The following is a 23,311-nucleotide window of genomic DNA, read 5'->3' as shown; positions in this document are numbered from 1 at the left end:
CTAAACTCTTCCATGGAACTGACGCGACGCGACGCGACGGCCGCGCTGGCCGCGCTCGGCGCGACCGGCGGCGTCGCGCTCGGCGTCCGTCGGACGACCGACGAGCGGCGCGGCCGACCGGGAGACGGTGAGGAACTCCCCGACGACGAGGCGGTCCGGACGGCGATGACCGCGGTCGCGGAGACGATGTACCCCGACGCAGTCTCCGGGATCGACTCGTTCGTCGGGGCGTTCCTCGACGGCCGGCTCGACGGGTCGCCCCACGGCGAGGGGATCCGCGCGGCGGTCGCCGAGGTGGAGTCGGCCGCGCGGTCGTGGGACGACGCGCCGGTCGCCGACCTCTCGCCCGCCGACCGGGACGAACTGCTCCGGGAGCTCGGCGCGGACGTGGCCGAGGAGAACCCGGACGGAACGACCGCGGAGCGAGTCCGGTACTACGTCGTGAACGAGCTCCTGCTCGCGCTGTACTCCTCCCCGACCGGCGGCGAACTCGTCGGCATCGAGAACCCGCAGGGCCACCCGGGCGGAGCCGAGAGCTATCAGCGGGGGCCGCCGTGAGCGGCGCCGAGAGCGTCGGTGACGAGCGGTCGGCGGCCGACGCGGACGCCGACGAGGCGATCGATCGAACGCCCGTCGCCGACGCCGACGTCTGTGTCGTCGGCGCGGGTCCCGCCGGGGCGCTCGTCGCCGACCGGCTCGCCGGCGACCGCGACGTGGTGATCCTCGACGCCGGGCCGCGGTTCGACCCCGAAGATCGGCTCGCCCGGCAGGAGCGGGCGATCCGGCCGTCGTACGGTCGGCCCGACGTGTGGGGCATGGGCGGCGCGCGCGACGCCCACGAGACCGCCGGCGACCGGACGTACCCGCTGAACCACGCCCGCGTGAAGGGGGTCGGCGGCTCGACGCTCCACTGGCAGGGGATGGTGATGCGGCTCCACGAGGAGGATTTCAACTCCGGGAGCGAGCGCGGCGTCGGCCCCGACTGGCCGATCGACTACGACGACCTGCGGCCCTACTACGCCGAGGCGGAGCGCGAACTGGGCGTCTCGGGCGCGTCGGACAACCCCTACGCGCCGCCCCGCGAGGAGCCCCACCCGATGCCGCCGTTCGAGCCCTCCTACAGCGACTCGCTGTTCGCCGAGGCCTGCGAGTCGCTCGGGATCGACATGCACTCCGTGCCCAACGCGCGCAACTCGGAACCGTACGACGACCGCTCGCCCTGCGTCGGCTACGGCACCTGCCAGCCCGTCTGTCCGAGCGGCGCGAAGTACGACGCGACGGTCCACGTCGAGCGCGCCGAGGCGGCGGGCGCGACGGTGATCGACCGCGCGCCGGTCGAACAGTTGGAACACGACGGCGACGACCGGGTGACCGCGGCCGTCTACGCGACTCCCGACGGGGAACGACACCGACAGGAGGCGGACGCGTTCGTCGTCGCCGCCGGGGGCGTGGAGACGCCGCGGCTCCTCTTGCTCTCCGCGTCAGACCGGTACCCCGACGGGCTCGCGAACGGGAGCGGACACGTCGGCGAGTTCTTCATGGACCACCTGTTCGTGGGCGCCGGCGGCACGCTCGACGAGCCGACGAGACAGAACCACGTCGGCTTCTACACCAGCGCCTGCGACCAGTTCTACGACGAGGCCGACGAGTCGCAGGCCCCGTTCAAGCTGGAGTTCTTCAATTACGCCGGCCCCTCGCCGGTGGAGATGGCCCTCACGGGCGACGACTGGGGCGACGCGCTCGCGGAGCGGCTCCGCGACGGGTACGGGAACCACGTCGCGATGGGCGGGCTGGTCGAGCAGCTTCCCGACGCCGAGAGCCGCGTGACGCTCGCCGACGACCGCACCGACGACCGCGGGAACCCGGTCCCGCGGATCGAGTGGACCGTCGGCGACCGCGCGCTCGACACGATCGAGCGCGCCAACGAGATTCAGGTGTCCATTCTCGAGGAACTCGGTGCCGACGTCGAGTGGGTCGCCGGACCGGACGCGACCGGTCCCGCCTACCACCACATGGGCACGACGCGGATGAGCGACGACCCAGACCGCGGCGTCGTCGACGCCGACTGCCGGACGCACGACCTCGATAACTGCTGGATCGCCTCCAGCTCCGTCTTCCCGACGAGCGGCGCGATGAACCCGACGCTCACCATCGCCGCGCTCGCGCTCCGCGTCGGCGACGACGTTGCCGAGTGGCTCGCCGACGGCTCCTGACGGCTCGCCGCCACTATTTTAGGTAAACCTAAAAACTCAAGTGCGTCCGGATCGACTCGCCGGTAATGAGCGACTCAGCACACGCGACGAACGGGTCCGCGAGCGCCGTGGACGTGGCAGCGGACGACGAGAACGGGGCTACGGGCTCGGCAGACGGCGAGGGCGGGGCCGCGAACGCGGCGGACGCCGAGAGCGGGGAGTACACCTTCGACGACCTCAGCGTCGTGATGGGGACGTACAACGAGGAGGAGGCCATCGCGACGGTGCTGGAGGACATCGACGAGGCGACCGACGGGAGGGCGGAAGTCGTCTGCGTCGACGGCTCCTCGGACCGAACCCCGGAGATCGCCCGCGAACACGGCGCGCGAGTCATCGAGCAGGAGCCGCAGGGGTACGGCGTCGCCGTCCGCGAGGCGATCCTGACGCCCGACCGCCCCGTGGTCGTCACGACCGACTGCGACGACACCTACCCGATGGAGGCGCTGCCGGAGTTCCTCGCCGAGATCAACGACGGCGCGGACGTGGTGAGCGGCGACCGGCTCTACCACGGCGCCGACGCGATGCCGGCGTTCAACCGCTTCGGCAACCACGCGTTCGCCGCGATCGCGAGCCTGCTGATGGGCGAGGGCGTCCACGACACCACGACGGGGATGCGCGCGTACCGCCGCGACGTGGTCGAGGAGATCGGGTGGACCGAGAACACTGGCCTCTCGGCCGAACTCCTGATCCGCCCGCTGATGCGGGGCTACGACGTGCGCGAGCGCCCGATCCGGTACGCGGAGCGCCTCGGCGAGACGAAACTCGACCCGATCGGCGGCGGCGCCGCCATCGCGAAGTCGATCGTCACCGTCTGTCTCGAAGAGCAACTGCGGCGCTTCTGAGGGCACTCCGCCCCCGACGCGACGTCGACGGCGGTCCGGACGGATACTGTGGGCACAGTGGACCGCCGCCGGCGACGTTTTCACAGTCGTGAGCGACGGCGCCGACTATTTATGAATGAACGCGGCGGTGGCGCGTGCCGATGAGCGCCCGAAAGGCGCGAATCGCACGCGCGAGGGAGTCAGTCGCCCGAAGCGAAGCGAGGGCGACTGACGAGGCTGGGGAGGTGTGAGGTGCGGTCCCGCGAGCGACCGAAGGGAGCGAGCGGGAGCACGGAAGTCGCAGCCCGCGCAGCGACTGGAAGGAGCGAGCAGGACCGTCTTCCGGCGGTTGCGGTGCTGTGCGGGGTGGGACTCAAAGGGGCAGTCGCGAGGCGGGCGCAGGCGACGTAAGCACCGCAACGAGGGAGCGGTAGCGACCGAGTGAGGCGCGCAGCGAGCGTGCGCCCGCCTCGCGACTGGGGCTTTGGAGGTGTTCACTGCCGATCCGCAGTCAGCTATCTATAAGCTATCAGCCGATTAATGGTTCGTCTCGGCGTCCGTCTCGAAGACGACCCAGTCGGGGTGGGCGTCGGGGTCGTCGGGGAGGTACGTCCCCTCGGTGCCGCACTCCGTGACGAGGCGGCAGGTCGAGCGCTCGGGCGGCCAGACGACCTCGACGCGCTCGGCGTCGGCTCCCGCCTCGTCACCCTCGGCTCCCGGCTCCCCGCTCTCTGTCACCCGAACCGTCACCTCCTGTCGGTAGGTGAACGTCGCGCCCGTCGGGTCGACGAGCGTCACCGTCACGGCGACCACGTCGCCCTCGGGGTCGAAGGGGATGGGTTCGGCCGCGTCGGCGTCGCCCGCGGCCGCGGCGTCGGACAGCCGGACCCCCTCAGGCGTCACCGTCCAGTCGACGGCGAGCGAGTCGCCGAGGTCGCTCACCGTGTTGGAGACGTGGTCCGGACCGCCCGGAGCGCCCCGGCGCGGGTCGACGCGGACCTGCGCGCGGGCGACGCGGTCCGGCACGCCGACGGTCGTCGTCGCCTCAATCGCGGACCCGGACCGCCGGTCCAGCGCCGCCAGCTTCGGCGAGACGTGCGCGTTCGGGTCCGCGGTCCAGGTCCCGCGGTAGCCGTAGCGGTACAGCGTCCGGTCCGGATAGGCGTCGAGAACCGCGAAGTTCTCGACCGGGTCGCGGTCGAGCGCGTACACGACGTCGCCGTCGAGTCCCGGTCCGTTCCGGAGGTACTGGAACGGGTGGTTCTGCCACTCGCCGTACGGCGCGGGGATGAACACCAGCCCGTCCTCGAACGTCGTCTCGTCGAACGGCGCGTACGCCGCCTCGTGTTTTTCGTCGACCGCGGCGTTCCGCTCTATCGGGTCCGCGGCCGCGTCGACGGCGGCGACACCTCCGCCGGCGACCGCGAGCGCGACGACGACCGCGAGCGCGGCGCCCGCGGCCGACCGTGAGAGGCCGCGGTCGACGAGTCGCGCGCGGACGGCGAAGAGCGCCCGATAGCCGGCGGCAATGCCGAGCCCGCCGACCACCGACAGCGGGACGAGCAGGTCGAAGTGGTAGAACGGACCGAACAGGGACGCGAGTCCGTCGGTCGGATCCGAGAGGTCGGCGAGCGCGTTGTGGGTCCCCCAGAAGTAGAGGTTCCCGACGACGACCGAGACCGCGACGCCGACGAGGAGCAGCGCCGCGAGCCGGCGGAACGCGGCCGAGCCGGACGGCCCCGCCGCGCCGCCGTCGGCGGCCGTCGCCGCGTCGGCGTCGGGGTCGTCGTCGAGGAGACCGCGGGGGTCGCCGCTTGCGCGCCAGCCCCGGAACGCGACCGCGGCGCCGACGAGCGCGGTGACGGTCCCGAGCGGGCCGGCGACGAACCACCGGGTCGCGATCTCCTGCAGCGCGTACCGGTTCGACTCCAGCGCCAAGCCGAGCGTGTAGTCGACCGAGTGGCCGAGGATGCGCCGCTCGCCGAAGCCGGGACCGTCCATCGGCGCGAACACCTGATAGGGGAACGTGAGCGGCGACCCGGTCATTCGGACGTTGTACGCGAGCGTGACGCCGACGAACAGGGACCCGAACAGCGCCGTGAGCCCGTGGCGGCGGACCGGGTCCGGGAGGCCGCGAAGCCCGGCGGCCACGAGCGCGCGCGGCGTCGACGTCCCGGACTCGGCGCCGAACCGCCGGGTGGCCGAGACCACCCGCCACAGCGCGTGGAGAATGAACGGGGCGGCGAACAGCACCGCGGTGTACGGGCGCGCGAAGAACGCGAGCCCGATCGCGAGGCCCGCGACGCCGGCCGCCCGGAGCGACCGGTCCCGGACGCTCCGGAGGTACGCGACCGCGAAGACGAGGTTGAAGAACGTCGTCGGCGCGTACGGGAGGAAGGCCGACGAGGTCGCGACCGCCATCGGCGACGTGGCGAAGAGGACGGCCGCGGCGAGACCGGCTCGACGACCGACGACCATCGAGCCGAGGAGGTACACCAAGGCGGCGTTGCCGGCGGCGACCGCCGCGAGGGTGACGCGGGGCTCGCCGAACGCGCCCATCGTGACCGCGAACATCGCCGCCGGGACGGGGTTGTACTTCGGGTAGAGGCGCCCGCCGTCCTCGATGAAGAACCACGGGTGGACGGCGTCGGCGAGGGGCCCGGCGTGGAGCGCCAACTGGCCGTCGAGGAGGAGCGCGGCCTGCGTGAGGTAAACGCCCTCGTCGTGGTTCGCGGAGTGGTGCGAGAAGACGGTGGCGGCGATCGCGAACGTCAGGACGCCGGCCGCGACGGCCACCAGCGCCGCGGCGAGGCTCACCCGGTCGGCGCCGAGCCGCCGGCGGAGGCGGACGGCGAGCCGACGCGGGCGGACGCGCGGTGGAAGGGGTGACACGAATGGGAGGCCGTGGTGAAGTGAGCGTCGTGCGGAGCGCGGCGGCCGGTTAGATCTGGACGCCGGCGTCGCGCATGAGGTCGATCGTCGGTTCGAGGTTGGACAGCTCCGAGAGGTCGATGTCCGGGACGTCCAGCTCGTCGATCGTCGGGAGGTCGCCGATCGGCTCGACGTCGGGGATCAGCGGGTACTCGAAGGTGGAGCGCGCGAAGTAGTCCTGCGCCTCGGCCGACAGCAGGTGCCGGACGAAGTTCGCGGCGAGGTCGGCGTCGGACGCCGTGTCGACGACCGTGGCGCCGGCGACGTTGAACACCGCGCCCGCGTCGCCCTCGGTGAACGAGGTCGCGATCGGGGCCTCGGGGTTCCCGTCGAGCACGCGCTGGATGTAGTAGTGGTTCGTGAACGCGGCGTCGATCTCGCCGTCGGCGATCTCTTGACACGTGCGGAACTCGTCGGGGTACGTCGCGGCGCCGCGCTCGACCATCGCCTCCAGCCACTCGCGGGTGGCCTCCTCGCCTTCGAGCAGCCGCATCGCGGTGATGAACGCCTGCGCGGAGCCGTACGACGGCGCCCAGCCGAGGTCGCCCTCGAACTCCTCGGGGTACGCCATGATGTCGTCCGGCATGTCATCCTCGGAGAACTCCTCAGTGTTGTACGGGACCGTCCGGGCGCGGCCGGAGGTGCCGACCCACTGCTCGGTGCGGAACTCCCCGCGGACCTTCTCGGCCACGCCGTCGGGGAGCGCCTGCGTGCGTCCCGCGTCGGCGAGCGCGCCGAGCGAGCCGGCGTTCACCGAGTAGAACACGTCCGCCGGCGACCCCTCCCCCTCGTTGACGATCTGGTTCACGAGGTCGGTCGAGTTGTTGTACCGGATGGTGAGATCGAAGTCGTCGTACAGGTCGTCGATGTAGCTGACGAGCTCGCCGACGAGGAACTCGCCGCGACCGGAGTAGACGGTGAGCTCGCCTTCGAGCGCCGGCATATCGGCCATCGGCGTGCCGCCGGGGGCGTCGCGGCCGGCGCGGCCGGACCCGATCTGGCCCACGGCCCCGCCGGGGCCGTCGCCGCCGTCCTCGCCGTCGCCTCCCTCGTCCGTCCCGTTACAGCCGGCGATCCCCGCGACGCCGACCGAACCGGCGGCCGCGAGGAACTTCCGTCGTCGAACGTCGCGTCCGTCTCGTTCGTCGAAGTCGTCGTTCGCCATGTGTTTTAGGCTTACCTAAATACGTTTAGTCGTGTCGGTTCAGTCGTCCGCGACCGCCGGCGTCCGGCGGATCGCGTCGAGGCAGTCGAGCCAGTCGCGCATGTACTCGCCGCAGTGGTTGAGGAACGCGCCGTTGTTCCACTCGTCGAAGTCGCCCTCGGCGAGCGCGTCGGCCATCGCGTCGAAGACGGCGGCGTACGAGTCGGCGTCGTCGCCCTCCCCGTCTATTACCTCCCAGACGTGCTCGTTCAGCTCCAGCCCGGCGACCTCGTTCGCGAGGTCGTCGAACGTCGAGCGCGGGGCCTTGTTGTGTTCACACAGCGGGTCGCCGTTGTAGATCCGCTTGCCCAGCACGTCGCAGGCGCGCTTGAGGAAGAGCCCCGACCAGATGTCGTCGAACCGACCCACGTCCCACTCGTTGTCGTCCATCGGTAGCTGGTAGAACGCGGGGATCACCTCGCGGCGGAACGCGAGGTTCATCGAGCAGACCGTGAGGTAGTTGCCGCGCGCGGCGACGAAGTCCTCGCCGAAGTCGGCGGCGGTCGTGCGGGTCTGCGCCTGCCCCTCCAGATCGCCGTCCATCAGGATCCGGACCGCGTCGAGGTCGGGGACGTTCGTCCAGAGGCCCTGCGAGGCGACGACCTCGCCGGGCTCGACCGCGACAGAGTCCGTCTCGACCGTCTCGTCCATCGCCGAGTAGGGGTATCCGCGGGGGTAGAGCCCGTGTTCGTCGGCGTTGTCGTAGAGGACGTTGACCCAGTCCTCGTCCGAACTGACGCGCTCGATCGAACCGCCGAACGCGAGGTTCCCCATGTGACGGCCGAAGTAGTCGACGTCGTCGTGGGGGAGCGTGTCGTCGTCGATGAACACGCCGTAGTCGTACTCGTCGTGGGCCCACATGTACAGCAGGCCGAAGCTCGTCTCGGCGTGGCTCGCCGCCGGGACGACGTGGCCGTACTCCGCGACGCCGTTGGCCTCGTACCACTCCTCGCGGCGGGTGCCGTCGAACACCTCGCCGGAGACGCCGAGGTCGTCGAGCATGTCTCGCATCTCCTCGACGTCGCAGAAGTCCTCGGTGACGAGGACGAAGTGGAGCCGCGAGACGTCGAAGCCGTGGTCGCGGGCGTTCGCCACGTACGCACGGATACACTCGTACTCCCGTATCGTCGGGACGATCACGCAGACGTCCGGACCGTCGCTGTCGGAGGCGGTCGGATTCATACGCGATCGTTTTTAGGCTAACCTAAAAGTTTAGCGGTCCGTCGCGGGCCGCGTCGCGCCCGTGTCCCGCTCCCGCTCGGAATCGTCGGGCGTGCGCGTCACGGAGAGGTCGAACGCGGCCGCGACGAGGCCGCCGCCCGCGAGCGTGACAGCGTTTTTCAGCGCGTGATCGAGCGCCGCGGCCGCGAGCGCGACCTCCGCCGGGATCGGCGTCGCCGCGACGACGATACCGGTGAAGGCCGCCTCGTACAGTCCGATTCCCCCCTGCGAGAGCGGCAACACCTTCGCGAGGTTCCCGGCCGAGACGGCGAGCGTGCCGACGACGAGGAGCGTCCCCGGGTCGACCGCCGCCCCGAATCCGCCGACGAGCGCCGCGAGGACGAGGACCGCGGTCGCGACGTCCGCCCCCCACACGACGACGCTCGCGAGCGACACCCGGACGAGCGCGCCCGCGTCCGCGGCGACGACCCGGACCGAGGCGCCGAACCGGACCGCTGCGTCGACGGCCCGTGAGAGCCGGGAGCCGTCGAACCGGTCGCGGAGGGCGGGCCCGAACCGGCGGTCGCTCCGAGCGACCGCGACGCCGCCCGCGGAGACCGACGCGGCCGCGAGCGCGAGCGCGGCGGCGGCCGCGACCGCCCGCTCCGACCCGTTCGGCGCCACGGCCTGCCCGTCGAGGAGCAGGACCGCGAGCGCGCCGCCCCCGAGCGCGCCGAGCGCGACCAAGTCGAACGCGCGCTCGACCGCCAGCGACGCGACCCCGGTCGGATACGGCACCTCGCGGCGGTCGTTCAGCAGGTACGCGCGCACGCCGTCGCCGGCCCGCGCGGGGACGATCAGGTTCGCGGTCTGGCTCGCGAACACCGTCGCCGTGAGGAACGCCGTGCGGGACCGGTATCCCATCGGCGCGAGTACGTCGCCGTACCGCCGGCCGCGGACCGGCCACGAGGCGAGGTAGACGGCGAGCGCCGCGAGGAGGTGCGCCGGGTCGGCGGCGGTCGCCGCCGAGACAACGGCCTCGACGTCGAGGGTCCGCGTCAACACCGCACCGCCGACCGCAAGGACGAGGACCGTCCCGGCGACCGAAAGCGTTCCCCGCGGGAGTCGCTCCCGAAGTCGAAACAGGCGCTCGCGGAGCCGAGCGGCGGCGATGCGCGGATTCATCCATTCGTTTAGGCCGCCCTAAAGAATAAAACGCTGGCGGTTCGAGGAGGCGAGCGGCGGCGCGAGTCGGTTCCGAGCCGGCGTAACACGTTTGTTCGTAGAATTCGAAATACCACACATGAATACGGACGAGGCGGCCGCCGGCTCCGCGACCGACGACGTCCGGATGTGGCTCGTCGAGCGCACCTACTCCGACGACGAGCAGAACATGGTGATCCTCACGTACGCGACGCCGGACGGCGAGCGCTACTTCCGGAAGGAGCGGGCGCTCACCTCCTTCACGGACGTGCGCGACACCACGGCCGCCGTCGACGCGGCGCCGTCGAACGTCGGGACCGTCGAGGACCCCGACGACCGCGAGCGGTACGCCGCCGAGGCGACACGGCTGGCGCGCGCCCACGATCCCGACGACGTGATCTGAGTCGCGGGCGGGTCGCATCCGGACCACGGTCGCGGACGGCGCGGCCCGCACAGCCTTTTCACCGCCCGGTCCCAACCCTCGCCCGATGCGCGCCACCCTCGAAACGCTCGGGATCGTCCTCCTCGTCGGCGCCGCGCAGGCCCTCCTCAGCCTCGTCGGTCTCTTCGGCCTCCTCGCGCTGTCGACCCCCGTCTCCGTCGCGCCGTGGACGCTCGTCACCAGCGTGTACGCGCACGGCTCCGTCGGCCACCTGCTGGCGAACGCCCTCGCGCTGCTGCTCGTCGGGCCCCTCGTCGAGCGCCGGACGACTCGCCCGCGCTTCCACGCGTTCGTGGTCGCTACCGGCGCGCTCGCGGGCGTCGCGCAGGTGACCCTCGGGAGCCTGCTCGGTCCCCCGGCGGCCGTGTTGGGGATCAGCGGCGCCGTCTTCGCGCTCGGCGGCTACCTGCTCGCCGACAACGTCGTGAGCGCGACGCTGTTCGACCGGCTCCGGCTCTCGCCGCGGGCCCAACTCCTCCTGTTCGGTCTCGTCGCCGTCGTCCTCACCGCGACGACGGCCGCGCCGGGCGTCGCGCTGGTCGCGCACGGAACGGGCGCGTTCTGCGGGCTCGTGGCTGGACGCGTCGGGCTGCTCGACGCGCGGTGAGGGGCGAGTCGCGAGTCGCATCGCTACTCGGTGGGTGAAAAAGAAAGGGGTGAAAGAGAAACGCCCTAGCGCTCAGTCTTCGAGAACGATCTCGATGCTGACGTCGTTCGGCACTTGGACGCGCATCAGCTGGCGGAGCGCGCGTTCGTCGGCGTCGATGTCGATCAGACGCTTGTGGACGCGCATCTCCCAGTGCTCCCACGTCGCCGTCCCCTCACCGTCCGGGGACTTGCGCGACGGGATCTCGAGCGTCTTCGTCGGCAGCGGGATCGGGCCCGACAGGGCGACTCCCGTCGAGTCCGCGATCTCGCGGACGTCGTCGCAGATGTCGTCGAGGTCCTCGGGGCTCGTGCCGGCGAGGCGGACGCGTGCCTGCTGCATCGATTATCGCTCGTTGACTTCGAGCACCTTGCCGGCCGCGATGGTCTGCCCCATGTCGCGGATGGCGAAGCTGCCGAGTTCCGGGATCTCGCCGGACGGCTCGATGCTGAGCGGTTTCTGGGGGCGCACGGTGACGACCGCGGCGTCGCCAGACTTGATGAAGTCCGGGTTCTCCTCGGCGACCTCACCGGACGAGGGGTCGATCTTCTGATCGATGGACTCGATCGTACAGGCGACCTGCGCCGTGTGGGCGTGGAAGACCGGGGTGTAGCCGGCCGTGATGACCGACGGGTGCTGCATGACGACGACCTGCGCTTTGAACGTCTCCGCGACGCTCGGCGGATCGTCGGCCGGGCCACAGACGTCGCCGCGGCGGATGTCGTCCTTGCCGATGCCGCGGACGTTGAACCCGACGTTGTCACCGGGCTCGGCCTTGGGCACCTCTTCGTGGTGCATCTCGACCGTCTTCACCTCGCCGCCCACGTCGGACGGCTGGAAGGAGACGTTGTCGCCGGTGTTGAGGATCCCGGTCTCGACGCGTCCCACGGGGACGGTCCCGATGCCGGAGATGGTGTAGACGTCCTGGATGGGGAGTCGGAGCGGCGCGTCCGTCGGCGGCTCGGACTCCGGCAGGTCGTTGAGCGACTCCAGCAGGGTGTCGCCGTCGTACCACGGCGTGTTCTCGGACGCCTCGGCGACGTTGTCGCCCTCGAACGCCGAGATCGGCACGAACGTGGTGTCGTCGGTCGCGAAGCGGACCTGGTTGAGCAGGTCCTCGACCTCGCCGATGACCTCCTTGTAGGAGTCCTCGCTGTAGTCGACGAGGTCCATCTTGTTGACGCCGATGATGAGCTCGTTGATCCCGAGCGTGCGGGCCAGGAACACGTGCTCACGCGTCTGGGGCGCGACGCCGTCGTCGGCCGCGACGACGAGCACCGCGTTGTCGGCCTGCGAGGCGCCCGTGATCATGTTTTTCACGAAGTCACGGTGGCCCGGGCAGTCGACGATGGTGAAGTAGTAGTTGTCCGTGTCGAACTCCTGGTGGGCGATGTCGATCGTGACGCCGCGCTCGCGCTCCTCGGCGAGGTTGTCCATCACGTAGGCGAACTCGAAGCCGCCCTTGCCCTTCTCTTCGGCTTCCTCGCGGTGCTGCTCGATTACGTGCTCGGGGACGCTCCCCGTCTCGAAGAGGAGGCGACCCACGAGCGTACTCTTGCCGTGGTCGACGTGGCCGATGATGGCCAGGTTCTGGTGCGGTTTGTCACTCATGGGGTAATCACGCGCTAAGGCGCTCTGTGAGTAAGTTTCGGTTGATTCCACTAAAACGGTTTCGATACGGCTTACAGAGTATCGTGCCGCCGTCCGGCGATTCTCGACAACGCGGAACACGACAGAGCGACACACGCCCCGGTCCGGAGCGACGGAATCGGCGGTCGAAGCGGCCTACTCCAACCGGACGAGCCGGCCTACTCCAATCGTCCCACGTCGCCGAGGACCGCGCTCGCGGTCTCGGGGCCGCCCGCGCCGCGACCGGAGATGTTGAGCCGGCCGGCGTGGGACGTCTCGATCTGGACGATGTTCTGCGTGCCGGAGACCGCGAGCGTCCCGTTCTCGGGGACGAGCCGCGGCGCGACGCGGACGGTCTCACCCGTCGCCTCGCCGATCAGCCGGACCGTCTGCCCGTCCTCGGCCGCGAGCCGGAGCGCGGAGCCGGGCACGTCGCGGATCCCGGAGACGTCGGCGTCGTCGAGCGTGAACTCCCGGGCGTCTGCCGGGTCGTCGACCGCGCCGAACGAGAGGACGTTCGCGAGGATGACGCACTTCAGCGCCGCGTCGGTGCCGTCCACGTCGAAGGAGGGGTCGGCCTCGGCGACGCCGAGGTCCTGCGCCTCCGCGAGCACGTGATCGTAGTCGAGCCCCTCGGCGGCCATCCGCGTCAGGATGAAGTTCGCCGTCCCGTTGAGCACGCCGCGGACCGCGGTGACGTGGCCGGGCTCGATATCCTCGACGGTCGAGACCGCGGGGATCGCCCCACCCACGGTCGCCTCGAACCGGATGTCCCCGTCGCTGTCGTCGACGGCCGCCCGCAGGTCGCCGAACCGCTCCGCGACCGGGCCCTTGTTCGCGAGGACGGCGTGGCGGTCGCGCTCCAAGGCGGTCGTCACGTGCGAGAAGCCGGGTTCGGCGTCGCCGAGCGTCGTCGGCGTCGCCTCGACGAGGACGTCGTAGTCGGCCGCGAGCGCGTCTTCGGGGTCGTCGTCCCCGACGATTCCGCGCTCAGCCTTCCGGGCCACGACCGCGTCGGGGTCGACGCCGACCGCGTCGCCGCCCCGACCGTCCGCCCCGTCTGCGACGACCGCCGTCGAGGAGTCGGCGACCGCGACGACCTCGTGGCCGTGTTCGCCCGCCAGCTCGACGACCGAGCGCCCGACCGCGCCCGCGCCGATGACGGCGAGCTTCACGCGTCCACCCCCGTGAGCGGCTCGACGACGCGGAGCTCCTTCTCGTCGGCGAGCTCGCGGACCGCTGCGAGCGCCGCGTCCGTCTCGCCGGCGCGCGCTTCGAGCCGGAGTCGGGCGCTCGACACCTCTTCGGTGCCCTGCGGGGCCGCGAGCGACACGTCGGCGACCGACGCCGACTCGCAGGCCTCGATCCGCGAGAGCGTGTCGGAGAGGTCGGTGTCGATGAGGTGGCCGAAGAGGAGCAGCGTCACCTCCTCGGCGTACCGCTCCGTGCCCGCCTGCATCACGTTCACGCCCTCGCTGCGGAGCGCGTCGACGATCTCCTCGAACCGCTCGGGAGTCGCCTCGAAGTCGACCTCAACCGGGATCCGCCCGCGGGGCGTCTTGTTCCCGCGCTCGTGGTAGATCGACAGGAGGTTCCCTCCGTTGTCCGCGATCGGGTGGAGCGCGGCGAGCAGCTGGCCGGGCTCGTCGACCAGCTCCAGCCGCACCGTGTGCGTCGAGGGAGTCGCGGCCGCGTGCCCCCCGTCCGGGGAGGCCGGGTCCGCGCTCTCGGCGTCGGCGGCCGAATCGACCGCGTTCTCGGCGTCGATCGCGGCCTCCGGCGCCCCGTCGCGACGGTCGCTCACGGCGACACCTCCGGCGCCTCGCCGCGATGGACCGGGGCGGGGGCGCGCGTTCGCAGACACGTTCCTGTGCCCGGCGTGGAGCGGTCGCTCGGTGGCTCCGTCGCGGTGCGCCGGGGGGGAGTCGTGCCCGTCTGCATACCCGAACGGAGTCGGACGATCGGGTATAAGCCTTCGGCGGGGGCAGGCGTTGCCTCGCGGCCACGGTTGTCAACGTACCGCACGAATCGGGCGGGACGGCCCCCCAAGAATTATGCGCGACCGCGACCGAGGAGCGTGAGTGTTCGCCCCTCCACGCGGTTCGTCCAGCATCGCTTCGCGGCCCGTCGCACCGACTCGTCGCTCCTCCGACCGGCTCCCCTCGAACCGAGGTGAGCGGGACGAATGAGCGACGGCGGGCTCTCGATCGACGGTCCGAAGACGCTCAAGGGCGCTGTCGTCATGCTGCTGATCGGGCTCGCAGTGACAGGCTACGGCGCGTACGACTACACCCAGCAGTCGGACGCCGTCGCGGACGCCGTCGAGGTCGACGCCGAGATCGCCGCCCTCGACGTTGAATCGAGTTCCTCCGGAAGCAGCACGAGCGTCGACTACCGGCCGACCGTGCGGTTCACCTACGAGTACGAGGGGAACACCTACGAGAGCACGAACGTCTTCCCCGCGGCGATCACGTCGAACTACGACACCGAGTCGGCCGCCCGCGAAGTGATCGGGGAGTACGCCGTCGGCGAGTCGACGACGGCCTACGTCGACCCCGCCGACCCCGACGGGGCGTTCCTGAAGGCGCAGACGTCGAACGCGCCGCTCATCGCGGCCGCGCTCGGGGTCGTCTTCGTCCTTGGCGGCGGCGCGTCGGCTGTCAGGCGGATCCTCGGCTGACGGGCCGAAGCGCGCCGAAGAGGGAAGAGAGAACGTCGAAGCAGACGGACAAAGCGGGGACGGCCGACCGCCGCGGACCGCGCCGTCGACTTAGAAGTAGTCGATCGACTGCGGCAGTTCCAGCTTCATCCCCTTGCGCTCGCGGATCTCCATGATCTTCTCGCGCTGGAGGTTGTCGACGAGCACGCGGAAGCCCGCGTTCTCGGTGTTCCACGAGGCGCGGCCCTCGGTGGCCGAACGGATGTCGGAGGAGAACCCGATCATCTCCTCGACGGGCGCGATGCCCTCGACCACCATGAGGTCACCCTCCTGGTACATGTCGTCGACGCGGCCGCGGCGGCCCTGGATCTCGCCGGAGGCGGCGCCCATGTGCTCCGAGGGGACGTCGATCCGGACGTCTTGGATCGGCTCCAGCAGGCGGACCTCGCCGTCGATCAGCGAGCGGTGGACCGCGTCGCGGACCGCCGGGATGACCTGCGCGGGACCGCGGTGGATGGTGTCCTCGTGGAGCTTCGCGTCGTGCAGGCGGAACAGCGACCCCTGAACCGGCTCGGCGGCCAGCGGGCCGTCGTCGAGCGCCTCCTGAAGCCCTTCGAGGACCAGCTCCATCGTCTCGTTGAGGTGCTGGATACCCTTCGTGTCGTCGATGAGGATGTTGGTCCGGTGGATGTCCTCGACGTTCTGCGAGGTGTCCTTGTCCATGCCGGCCTCCTGCAGCGCCTCGCGGCGCTCCAGTTCGGGCATGTCCATCGAGACCTCGCCGAGCTGGATGGCGTCGACGATCTCCTGGTCCATCGGCTCGACGGTGATGTAGAACTTGTTGTGGCGGTTCGGCGACTGCCCCTCGACCTCGCGGGAGTTCTCCTGGGGCTGCTCGCGGAACACGACGATCGGTTCGCCGGTGATGACCGGGATGCCCTGATTGTCGCGGATCCGCTGGGTGATCACTTCGAGGTGGAGCTCGCCCTGGCCGCTGATGAGGTGTTCGCCCGTGTCCTCGTTGATCTCGATCTGGATCGTCGGGTCCTCCTTGGCGACCTGCTGGAGCGTCTCGATGAGCTTCGGCAGGTCGTCCATGTTCTGCGCCTCGACGGACTTCGTGATGACCGGCTCGGAGATGTGTTCGATCGACTCGAACGGCGTCATCTCCACCGAGGAGACGGTGGAACCGGCGATTGCGTCGCGCAGCCCGGTGACCGAGGCGATGTTCCCCGCGGGGACGCGGTCCACCTCCTCGCGCTCGGACCCCATGAAGAGCCCGACGCTCTGGATGCGGTTCTTGCCGGCGGTGCCCGAGACGTACAGCTCCTGGCCCTTCTCCAGCGTGCCGGAGAAGACGCGGCCCGTCGCGATCTCGCCCGCGTGCGGGTCCATGGAGATGTCGGTGACCATGAAGACGACGTCGCCGTCCTCGTCGACCAGCTGCATCCCCTCGGCCAGCTCGGTGTCGGGGTCACCGCGCCAGATGCGCGGGACACGACGGGGCTGGGCGTCGACCGGGTTCGGGAAGTGCTCGCAGACCATGTCGAGCACGACGTCCGACAGCGGCGTGCGCTCGTGGAGCTCCTGCCGCTTGTCGTCCTGTTCCAGCTCCATGATGTCGGCGAAGTCCATCCCGGTCCGCTGCATCGAGGGCATCGAGACGCCCCACTTGTACAGCGCCGAGCCGAACCCGACCGTGCCGTCCTCGACGGAGACGGTCCAGTCCTCGGGGATGTCGTCCATGTTCTCGGCCATCCCGCGGATGAGCTCGTTGACGTCGGCGATGACCGACATCAGCCGTTCCTGCATCTCCTGGGGCCCCTCCTGGAGCTCCGAGATGAGGCGGTCGACCTTGTTGATGAACAGCGTCGGCTTCACTCCCTCGCGGAGCGCCTGCCGGAGCACCGTCTCCGTCTGGGGCATCGCGCCCTCGACGGCGTCGACGACCACCAGCGCGCCGTCGACCGCGCGCATCGCGCGGGTGACGTCGCCCCCGAAGTCCACGTGGCCCGGGGTGTCGATGAGGTTGACGAGGTGGTTGGTGTCCTCGTACTCGTGAGTCATCGACACGTTCGCCGCGTCGATGGTGATCCCGCGCTCCTGCTCGTCCTCCTTCGTGTCCATCGCGAGCTGCTCGCCCGCGGTGTCCTCGGATATCATGCCGGCGCCCGCCAGCAGGTTGTCGGAGAGCGTCGTCTTCCCGTGGTCGACGTGGGCGGCGATGGCGATGTTCCGGATGTTCTCCGGGGCGTCCATCAGCCGTTGACATTCCTGAACGATCTTCTTGCGTCGGCCCATTATACCGAGTGTTACCGAAAGGAGGGTCAAAAGGGTAGTGTTTCGTCGCGGCCGTTTCGCGGGCGATTACTCCCTATCGCCGCCGATTTCGTGTCGACCGGTGTCACGGGACAGGCTGCGAAGGGGGCGCTCGCTCGGGACCGTCGACCGCGGCCCCGGCGGGCGAGAGCGCCGTCGGCGCTCGCGAGCATCGGCGCGGTTTTAAGTTCCGACTCGGGAAACGGGGGGTATGAACGAGACGCTCTCACGACTCGACGACAGCGGCGTCGTCGCGGTGTTGCGCGGGGTGCCCGCCGACCAGCTCATCGAGATCGCGGAGGCGCTCCGCGAGGGCGGCGTCACCGCCGTCGAGATCACCGCCGACACGCCGAACGTCGCGGACCTCATCGGCGAGGTCGCCGGCTCCTTCGACGACGAGGTCGTCGTCGGCACGGGAACGGTCCTCGACAGCGAGACGGCGCGGACCACGCTGATGGCGGGTGCGGAGTTCGTCGTCTCCCCGAGCCTCCACGAGGACGTCATCGAGACGTGTAACCGCTACGGCGCCGTCAGCGCGCCCGGCGTGATGACGCCCACCGAGGCGGTCCGCGGCTACGAGGCGGGCGCCGACTTCGTGAAGGTGTTCCCCGCGAAGACCGTCGGCCCGGCCCACCTCGGCGCAATGAAGGGGCCGCTCGGGCAGATCCCGATGATGCCGACCGGCGGCGTCAGCCCCGACAACGCGGCCGAGTACATCGACGCGGGCGCGTTCGCGGTCGGCGCGGGCGGCGCGCTCGTCGACTACGACGCCGCCGAGCGCGGCGACTACGAGGCCATCACCGAGACCGCCCGGGAGTTCACGCGAGTGGTCGAAGAGGCGCGCGGCGACTGAATCGTTGAGAGTCGGGCGCGACGGGGATCGCTCGACCGGCTGTCGTCCCGAGCCCTCCGAGCTCACATGAAGTCCGCGATGCCGGACTGCTTGTTCGTGTCGTCCTCGAATATCGACTCCAGCGACCCGTCTAACACCTTCAGCCGCTGTTTCGTGTAGGGGCGACAGTCGAACCGCTCCGCCACCTCGATGGCGGTGTCGACGTACTTGCTCACCGACCCCTCGTGGACGGTGAGGTTCACGCGGCCGCCGCACTCGCGGCACTCGCCCGTCAGCGGCATCCGGCGGTACTTCTCGCCGCAGTCGAGACAGCGCGTCTCCTGCCGCGAGAACGCCCGGAGGTTCCCGATGATGTCCGGCAGGAAGTGGTACTCGATCACCCGCTCGGCCACGTCCGTCTCGTCGACCGCGCGGAGCTTCCGGGCCAGCTCAAGCTGCGCGTCCATCTTCTCCATCATGTCGCCGAGCGTCTTGTACGCCGAGAGGTCCGGGCCCATCGCGATGTCCGTCGTGTCGTGGGTGTGGTCGAACCCGTGGTACTCGTCGTCGGTGCCGAGCGTGTCCTCGCCGATCTGTATCAGCTCCTCGACCGCCTCCGGGTCGGCCATCTCGCGAGACGCCTCGTACAGCTCCTTGGGGTACTCGCGCACGATGTCGACGTTGTGCGCCTCGTCGTCGATCTCCGAGGGGTCGATCCGCGAGGACATCACTAAGGGTGCATCCATGCGCCCACCCCGCTGGTCCGGCAAGAATTCTTTCGAGAAGTTGAGAAGGCCGTCCATGAGGAGCATTACGCAATCCTCGTCGCCGTCGCACTGATCGACCGACAGATCGTTCGCGACGAGTGAGTGCGTCTCTTCGACGGTGAGACAGTACACGTGTTCGACGTCGCTCTCGACGGTTTCCACGTCGGCAACGTTCTCGACGAGATACTCGCCGGACCCGCCATCAGACGCTTTCCGCGCGTACGGTTCGACGGACGAGACGTTTTCCCTCAATCGATCCTGCTTCCGAGAGAGGTGAAATCCGGCGATTTCGGAGAATCGAACGGCGTCCTCTGACGAGACACTGAGGACGTACGTCTGTGCGGTCATCCGCGTGTCGCTCTCGTCGTAGAACTCGGGGAACTTATCGTGGAGGTGAACGCGTTCGGGTCGGTCGACGCTCGCGTGGATTTCGAGTCGCCGCAGGAGGCCGACCAAGTCCTCTCGAAGCTCCTCGCTCACCGTCGTCGCCGTGATTCGGAGCGATCCGTCGTCGACGCTGCCGTCGCCGCTGAAGTACCCGCTCAGATACGCTCCGACGACCTCGTCGGGCGCGTCGAATATTTGATCGGGGACGCGCTTCGTGTGTGCGTACACGCCGGAGTCGAGCACCGAGTCGAAGAACGCACGCAACAGGCGACCGGAGACAGTCACTTTCGCGTGGTTCTCTTCGTACGGGTCGACCCCGAACTCCTCCCGCAGAACGTCAAGGAAGAATTCCCTCGATTCCGTTTCCGTCCCGCAGATCGTCGTCTGGTGGATCGTCCCCTTCGGTGTCTCCTGCTCGCGGGCGAATCCCTCAGCCGCGTAGTAGCCGAGCAGCGTCGCGACGCGCCGGTTGAGATCGACGAACCGATCGATCTCCGTGCGATCGCGTTTCATGCCGAGCGCGACATCGTCCGGGACGAACGCGAGCATCTCGTCAAGCGAGGTGAAGCACCGCTGGAGAGACGACACTGGGAAGCTTTCTCGGTACAGGTAGTTACTCAGCGTCTTCTTGTTCGTCTCGAAGACCTCCGTCATGCTCTGAAGCGGATAGAACCGACCCTCCCAGTCGTCGGCGAACGCGTCCTCAAAGAGCTCGTACAGTCGGTCCTTGTCCAGCCCTTTGATCATGAGACGGTCGTTCGGAACCGCGTCGGACCGAACGAATTTGGCGAGCAAATCGAACCGGCGTGAGTCCCGGTCAATGTCGTCGGCCCCGACTGAGTCGGGGATCACCAGCCTGTCGTCCGCATCGATTTCCCGTGCTTCCTTGCCGGCGACCGCGTCCCGTTCGCCGTCGTACACGTGAACACCGTGGTCAGGAGTGACAGTTATCGATCGACCGGATTCGGTCCGAACTTGGACGAGGTGTTCCGGCGCTTCGTGCTTGCTGACCGCCTCTACCGGACGAGAGACTCGATCGCCGTCCGCGGTCAGTGACGGAACGCGCAGGTCACCGTCGACATGTTCCAGTTCGCCGACGGCCGTTCCGAAGTCGTCGAACTCGACATCAGATCGATCGAGGTACGTCTCGACGAACGTCTCGATTTCGTCGTATCGTAGCTGACCGGTCTCGTCCTCGTACCAGATCTTCGTCTTCGGGTGGAAACAGTTCCGGCGTTTCGCGGCGTGAAAGTACGGATGAGCGTATCCGACCGCGGCCGAGGTGAATCCTATCACTCTCCCGACAGTCGCGGCGCTCGTGTGGGGGGCCATCCCGAAGACGAGCTCGCCGACGAGGTCGTCGCGCTCGTTCACCTCGTAGAAGCGGTCGAGGCCGTAGAACTGTTCGAGGAGGTCGTCGACGAAGTCCGCGGTCTTGAGCATGTGCTCGGCCGCGCCGTCCGAGAGGACGATGTCTTGGACGCGCAGTTCGACCACCTGATCGTCGTGGCGCAGCGGCTCGCCGTCGATGTCGGTCTCGTAGCCGAGCTCGCGGAAGTGGTCCGCGGTGACGTCGAGTTCCTCGGGCCGGACCGCGGTGACCGGGAGGTCGGTCATGTCGTAGCGGACCGTCCCGTCCTTAAACGAGGTGACGCCGTTCTTCGCGCGGAGGACGCCCTTCTCGATCGGCTCCGGCGTCTTGTTCCGCGAGGTGAGCCCCTGGACGCCCTTCAGGATCTCGAAGGCGGACTCGCGCTCGCCGACCGTCTCCAAGGCGGTGCGGTACGCGTCGTTAACGTCGACCTCTTGGTACGTCGCGGCCGTCACCTCCCACTCGCAGTTCGGGCACTCGACGCGGCCGGCCTCGTCGGGCTCGCAGACGGTGCCGCAGTCGCCGCACTCGTAGTGGGGCTCCGTGTGAACCTCGCAGTCGGGACAGAGCGCGGCGTAGGTGTGCTCGCCGCAGTCCGGACAGACGCGGTCGGAGACCTCCAGTTCGTGTCGCCCGCGGTGGCCGGTGTCGTCCATCACGTTCGCGGCCTCGGCGACGTCGCGCTGGGGGCCGCCCGCCTCGTTGATCGGGAAGAGCGTGTGGACCGCGGGCGAGAGGTCGCGGCTCTCCGACTTCTCCGGGCGTCCCATCCGGTTGCCGATCCGGGTCGGCGCGCGCTCGCGCACCTCGAACGGGGCGACCTCGTTGACCGCGCGGATCGCGTTCTCGCCGTCGGCGTACTGGCGAGCCGCCGCCGAGAGGTCCTCTACGTCCCACTCCTTGCGGAGCCCGTCGTCGATCCCGAGCGACCGCGCGAGCGGGCGCCACGTCGGGATCCGGAGCGCGTCGGGTGTCGCCGCGTGTTCGACCAGCAGCGACTCCAGCGCGTGCTGGACTTCGTCGGTGCGCTCGACCGCGAGGACGCCCTCGACGACATCGCCCGCGGCGACCGCGTCCGCGAGCGCCGTGACGGCGTCGACCGATACGTCATGCCAGAGGTACGTGTACTCCGGGTGGAGCGGGCAGTCGTACTCCTCGGCCCACGAGAACGCGCGGTCGACGTCCGGGTGTTCGAGGTCGACGTGCGGGTCGTCGCGGAGCGCGCGGACGTCGGCGCCGGCCGCCTCGAACTCCTGGACCCACCACTCGGGGGCGTACGAGGCGGGCGCGAGCGGGTGGTTGTTCTCGACGAACTCCCCGTAGTTGACGAGGTACTCGCCCAGATCGAGCACCTTCTCGACCCCGTTGCGGATCTCCTTCGCCTCCTCCGGGTCGTCGATCTGCCGGACCTCGCCGTTCGCGAGCCTGACCGTCGGCCCCTCGATGGAGTCGACGGGGACGACGCCGTGCGCCTTCCCCGGCCGCTCCGTCTTGATCTGCGTGCCGGCCGCGAGGAAGTCGTCGACGATGTGCATCGTCGCGGGGTGGACGCCGCCGGTCGCGAACCCGTGGTTGCGTGCGCGACCGTAGCGGAGCCGGAACCCGCCCGCCTCGCTCGGATGAGTGAACACGGGACGGCCGGCGATGAGGTCCCGGAGGAACTTCTGCGAGGGCTCGGCCCTGAGCGGCCCGTCCGCCCCTGCCTCGGTCGGGTCGTCGGCCGCCGATTCGCTCTCCGCCTCGTCGGGGTCGCCGTCCTCCCCCGAGCCGCTCTCGTCGCCGTCGCTGCCCTCGTCACCCGCGGCGTCGCCGTCGCCCGCGCCGTCCTTGCCGATCGTCCCGTCGATCAGGTCCTGGAGCCACGGCCAGTCGACCTCGTCGAGGTCGCGGGTGTACCGCTGGATCTTCGGCGCCTTCAGCGCGATCCCCTCGGCGGCGACGAGGCACATCCCGCCGCGCGCGGAGTTGGTGTCGACGCGTTCGAGGTCGCGGAACCCCGAGACCTCCTCGTCGCTCGTCGCCTCCCCGTCGAGCATGACCGGAATGTGCTTGGCGATGAACTTCGACTCCTTGTCCTTCGGCGTGTACTGGAGCCCCGTGTCCTTGTCGTAGAGGGCGATCTCCTCGGCGTAGCGCTCGACCTCCACGTCGCGGGGCTTGTACTCGTCGACGTCGAGCAGCGACCGGGCGTAGTCGGCGACGAGCACGGACAGCGCCTGCGCCGTCCCGCCCGCCGAGCGGATCGGGCCGGCGTAGTAGACGTTGACGAACTCGGTGCCGTCGTCGTTCTCCAACAGCTCCACGCGGTCGATCCCCTCGATCGGCGCGGCGACGACGCCCTCGGTGAGCAGCGCGACCGCGGTCCGGACCGCCCCCTCGATCTTCCCCTCGCGGGAGTCGTAGTCGCCGACGCTGCCGTCGACGAAGTCGGTGACCAGCTCCAGGGCCGCCTCCTCGCGGGACATCTCGCCCTCCAGATCGCGGACGCGCTCCGCGACGCCGTCGATGCCGAGGATATTCTCCACGCGGTCGGCCATGTCGCGGGCGACCGGGATCTCGATCTCCGGCTCGGGGTCCCGGCCCTGCTCTTTGGCCGTCTCCGCGACGTCCCACGCCTCGTCCAGCCGCTCTTCGATCCGCGCGAAGTAGCGCTCGTCGTCCGGTCTCATCGGGCCGCTGTCGCCGG

General features: G+C 69.8%; 18 protein-coding genes. 7 read left to right on the top strand and 11 right to left on the bottom strand.

The genetic code is table 11. The features are described from left to right. Nucleotides 1-12: 12 nt before the first annotated feature. The 3 genes from C463_RS12870 (at nucleotide 13) to C463_RS12860 (ending at nucleotide 3,094) form a co-directional block, all read left to right on the top strand. Complete coding sequence (locus tag C463_RS12870; protein WP_008444449.1) at nucleotides 13-558, top strand: gluconate 2-dehydrogenase subunit 3 family protein; 546 nt, start codon at nucleotides 13-15, stop codon at nucleotides 556-558. After that, nucleotides 555-2,213 (top strand): GMC family oxidoreductase, encoded by a 1,659-nt coding sequence (locus C463_RS12865; protein ID WP_008444448.1) that lies wholly within the window; start codon nucleotides 555-557, stop codon nucleotides 2,211-2,213. The genes C463_RS12870 and C463_RS12865 overlap by 4 nt, the downstream gene beginning before the upstream one ends. Before the next feature lie 227 nt (nucleotides 2,214-2,440). After that, complete coding sequence (locus C463_RS12860) at nucleotides 2,441-3,094, top strand: dolichyl-phosphate hexose transferase (RefSeq protein ID WP_239638911.1); 654 nt, start codon at nucleotides 2,441-2,443, stop codon at nucleotides 3,092-3,094. A gap of 516 nt (nucleotides 3,095-3,610) precedes the next feature. Here the strand turns inward: C463_RS12860 and C463_RS12855 are convergent. The 4 genes from C463_RS12855 to C463_RS12840 are packed head-to-tail and all read right to left on the bottom strand — an operon-like array spanning nucleotide 3,611 to nucleotide 9,554. After that, entirely contained in the window at nucleotides 3,611-5,965 is a 2,355-nt protein-coding gene (locus C463_RS12855) for an ArnT family glycosyltransferase (RefSeq protein ID WP_049905918.1), read from the bottom strand. Nucleotides 5,966-6,014: 49 nt separating this feature from the next. Beyond that, the gene (locus C463_RS12850; RefSeq protein ID WP_008444444.1) at nucleotides 6,015-7,169 is read right to left on the bottom strand and encodes an extracellular solute-binding protein; all 1,155 of its coding nucleotides are present in this window, start codon (nucleotides 7,167-7,169) and stop codon (nucleotides 6,015-6,017) included. Between the two features lie 39 nt (nucleotides 7,170-7,208). Beyond that, the gene (locus tag C463_RS12845) at nucleotides 7,209-8,390 is read right to left on the bottom strand and encodes a hypothetical protein (protein WP_008444442.1); all 1,182 of its coding nucleotides are present in this window, start codon (nucleotides 8,388-8,390) and stop codon (nucleotides 7,209-7,211) included. Between the two features lie 30 nt (nucleotides 8,391-8,420). After that, a complete protein-coding gene (locus C463_RS12840; protein ID WP_008444440.1) occupies nucleotides 8,421-9,554 on the bottom strand; it encodes a lysylphosphatidylglycerol synthase transmembrane domain-containing protein in 1,134 nt (377 codons plus the stop codon). Between the two features lie 118 nt (nucleotides 9,555-9,672). On the opposite strand from C463_RS12840, the gene C463_RS12835 reads away from it, so the two are divergent. Beyond that, nucleotides 9,673-9,975, top strand: a complete 303-nt coding sequence (locus tag C463_RS12835) for a hypothetical protein (protein WP_008444439.1) — start codon at nucleotides 9,673-9,675, stop codon at nucleotides 9,973-9,975. An 85-nt stretch (nucleotides 9,976-10,060) separates the two neighbouring features. Continuing rightward, entirely contained in the window at nucleotides 10,061-10,621 is a 561-nt protein-coding gene (locus C463_RS12830) for a rhomboid family intramembrane serine protease (protein ID WP_008444437.1), read from the top strand. A gap of 72 nt (nucleotides 10,622-10,693) precedes the next feature. Here C463_RS12830 and rpsJ read toward each other — a convergent pair whose 3' ends face one another. The 5 genes from rpsJ to C463_RS19030 form a co-directional block, all read right to left on the bottom strand. After that, nucleotides 10,694-11,002, bottom strand: coding sequence for a 30S ribosomal protein S10 (rpsJ, locus tag C463_RS12825; RefSeq protein ID WP_004048854.1), 309 nt, complete (start codon nucleotides 11,000-11,002; stop codon nucleotides 10,694-10,696). A gap of 3 nt (nucleotides 11,003-11,005) precedes the next feature. Continuing rightward, nucleotides 11,006-12,271, bottom strand: coding sequence for a translation elongation factor EF-1 subunit alpha (gene tuf, locus C463_RS12820; RefSeq protein WP_008444436.1), 1,266 nt, complete (start codon nucleotides 12,269-12,271; stop codon nucleotides 11,006-11,008). A gap of 197 nt (nucleotides 12,272-12,468) precedes the next feature. Continuing rightward, nucleotides 12,469-13,464, bottom strand: a complete 996-nt coding sequence (locus tag C463_RS12815) for a homoserine dehydrogenase (protein ID WP_008444435.1) — start codon at nucleotides 13,462-13,464, stop codon at nucleotides 12,469-12,471. After that, the gene (locus tag C463_RS12810) at nucleotides 13,461-14,093 is read right to left on the bottom strand and encodes an amino acid-binding ACT domain protein (RefSeq protein ID WP_008444429.1); all 633 of its coding nucleotides are present in this window, start codon (nucleotides 14,091-14,093) and stop codon (nucleotides 13,461-13,463) included. The genes C463_RS12815 and C463_RS12810 overlap by 4 nt, the downstream gene beginning before the upstream one ends. Next, a complete protein-coding gene (locus tag C463_RS19030; RefSeq protein ID WP_160163106.1) occupies nucleotides 14,090-14,230 on the bottom strand; it encodes a hypothetical protein in 141 nt (46 codons plus the stop codon). The genes C463_RS12810 and C463_RS19030 overlap by 4 nt, the downstream gene beginning before the upstream one ends. A 244-nt stretch (nucleotides 14,231-14,474) precedes the next feature. On the opposite strand from C463_RS19030, the gene C463_RS12805 reads away from it, so the two are divergent. Beyond that, a complete protein-coding gene (locus C463_RS12805; protein ID WP_008444428.1) occupies nucleotides 14,475-14,969 on the top strand; it encodes a DUF3592 domain-containing protein in 495 nt (164 codons plus the stop codon). 90 nt (nucleotides 14,970-15,059) lie between these two features. Here C463_RS12805 and C463_RS12800 read toward each other — a convergent pair whose 3' ends face one another. Beyond that, complete coding sequence (locus tag C463_RS12800) at nucleotides 15,060-17,249, bottom strand: elongation factor EF-2 (protein ID WP_008444427.1); 2,190 nt, start codon at nucleotides 17,247-17,249, stop codon at nucleotides 15,060-15,062. A 229-nt stretch (nucleotides 17,250-17,478) separates the two neighbouring features. On the opposite strand from C463_RS12800, the gene C463_RS12795 reads away from it, so the two are divergent. Beyond that, complete coding sequence (locus C463_RS12795; RefSeq protein ID WP_008444426.1) at nucleotides 17,479-18,120, top strand: bifunctional 4-hydroxy-2-oxoglutarate aldolase/2-dehydro-3-deoxy-phosphogluconate aldolase; 642 nt, start codon at nucleotides 17,479-17,481, stop codon at nucleotides 18,118-18,120. A gap of 62 nt (nucleotides 18,121-18,182) precedes the next feature. On the opposite strand, the gene polC is transcribed toward C463_RS12795, so the two are convergent. Continuing rightward, nucleotides 18,183-23,294: a DNA polymerase II large subunit gene (gene polC, locus C463_RS12790; RefSeq protein ID WP_008444424.1), complete on the bottom strand. Its 5,112-nt coding sequence runs from the start codon at nucleotides 23,292-23,294 to the stop codon at nucleotides 18,183-18,185. Between the last annotated feature and the right edge of the window lie 17 nt (nucleotides 23,295-23,311).

The organism is Halorubrum californiense DSM 19288 (assembly GCF_000336875.1).
Classification (GTDB): Archaea; Halobacteriota; Halobacteria; order Halobacteriales; family Haloferacaceae; genus Halorubrum; species Halorubrum californiense.
The sequence above is the reverse complement of the archived record's forward strand: the minus strand, read 5'-3'. Positions and strand labels throughout refer to the sequence as shown.

Coding starts and splice junctions, on each gene's coding strand:
- C463_RS12870 (WP_008444449.1), top strand. CDS start 13: ATGGAACTGACGCGACGCGACGCGACGGCCGCGCTGGCCGCGCTCGGC.
- C463_RS12860 (WP_239638911.1), top strand. CDS start 2,441: ATGGGGACGTACAACGAGGAGGAGGCCATCGCGACGGTGCTGGAGGAC.
- C463_RS12850 (WP_008444444.1), bottom strand. CDS start 7,169: ATGGCGAACGACGACTTCGACGAACGAGACGGACGCGACGTTCGACGA.
- C463_RS12845 (WP_008444442.1), bottom strand. CDS start 8,390: ATGAATCCGACCGCCTCCGACAGCGACGGTCCGGACGTCTGCGTGATC.
- C463_RS12840 (WP_008444440.1), bottom strand. CDS start 9,554: ATGAATCCGCGCATCGCCGCCGCTCGGCTCCGCGAGCGCCTGTTTCGA.
- C463_RS12835 (WP_008444439.1), top strand. CDS start 9,673: ATGAATACGGACGAGGCGGCCGCCGGCTCCGCGACCGACGACGTCCGG.
- C463_RS12830 (WP_008444437.1), top strand. CDS start 10,061: ATGCGCGCCACCCTCGAAACGCTCGGGATCGTCCTCCTCGTCGGCGCC.
- rpsJ (WP_004048854.1), bottom strand. CDS start 11,002: ATGCAGCAGGCACGCGTCCGCCTCGCCGGCACGAGCCCCGAGGACCTC.
- tuf (WP_008444436.1), bottom strand. CDS start 12,271: ATGAGTGACAAACCGCACCAGAACCTGGCCATCATCGGCCACGTCGAC.
- C463_RS19030 (WP_160163106.1), bottom strand. CDS start 14,230: ATGCAGACGGGCACGACTCCCCCCCGGCGCACCGCGACGGAGCCACCG.
- C463_RS12805 (WP_008444428.1), top strand. CDS start 14,475: ATGAGCGACGGCGGGCTCTCGATCGACGGTCCGAAGACGCTCAAGGGC.
- C463_RS12800 (WP_008444427.1), bottom strand. CDS start 17,249: ATGGGCCGACGCAAGAAGATCGTTCAGGAATGTCAACGGCTGATGGAC.
- C463_RS12795 (WP_008444426.1), top strand. CDS start 17,479: ATGAACGAGACGCTCTCACGACTCGACGACAGCGGCGTCGTCGCGGTG.
- polC (WP_008444424.1), bottom strand. CDS start 23,294: ATGAGACCGGACGACGAGCGCTACTTCGCGCGGATCGAAGAGCGGCTG.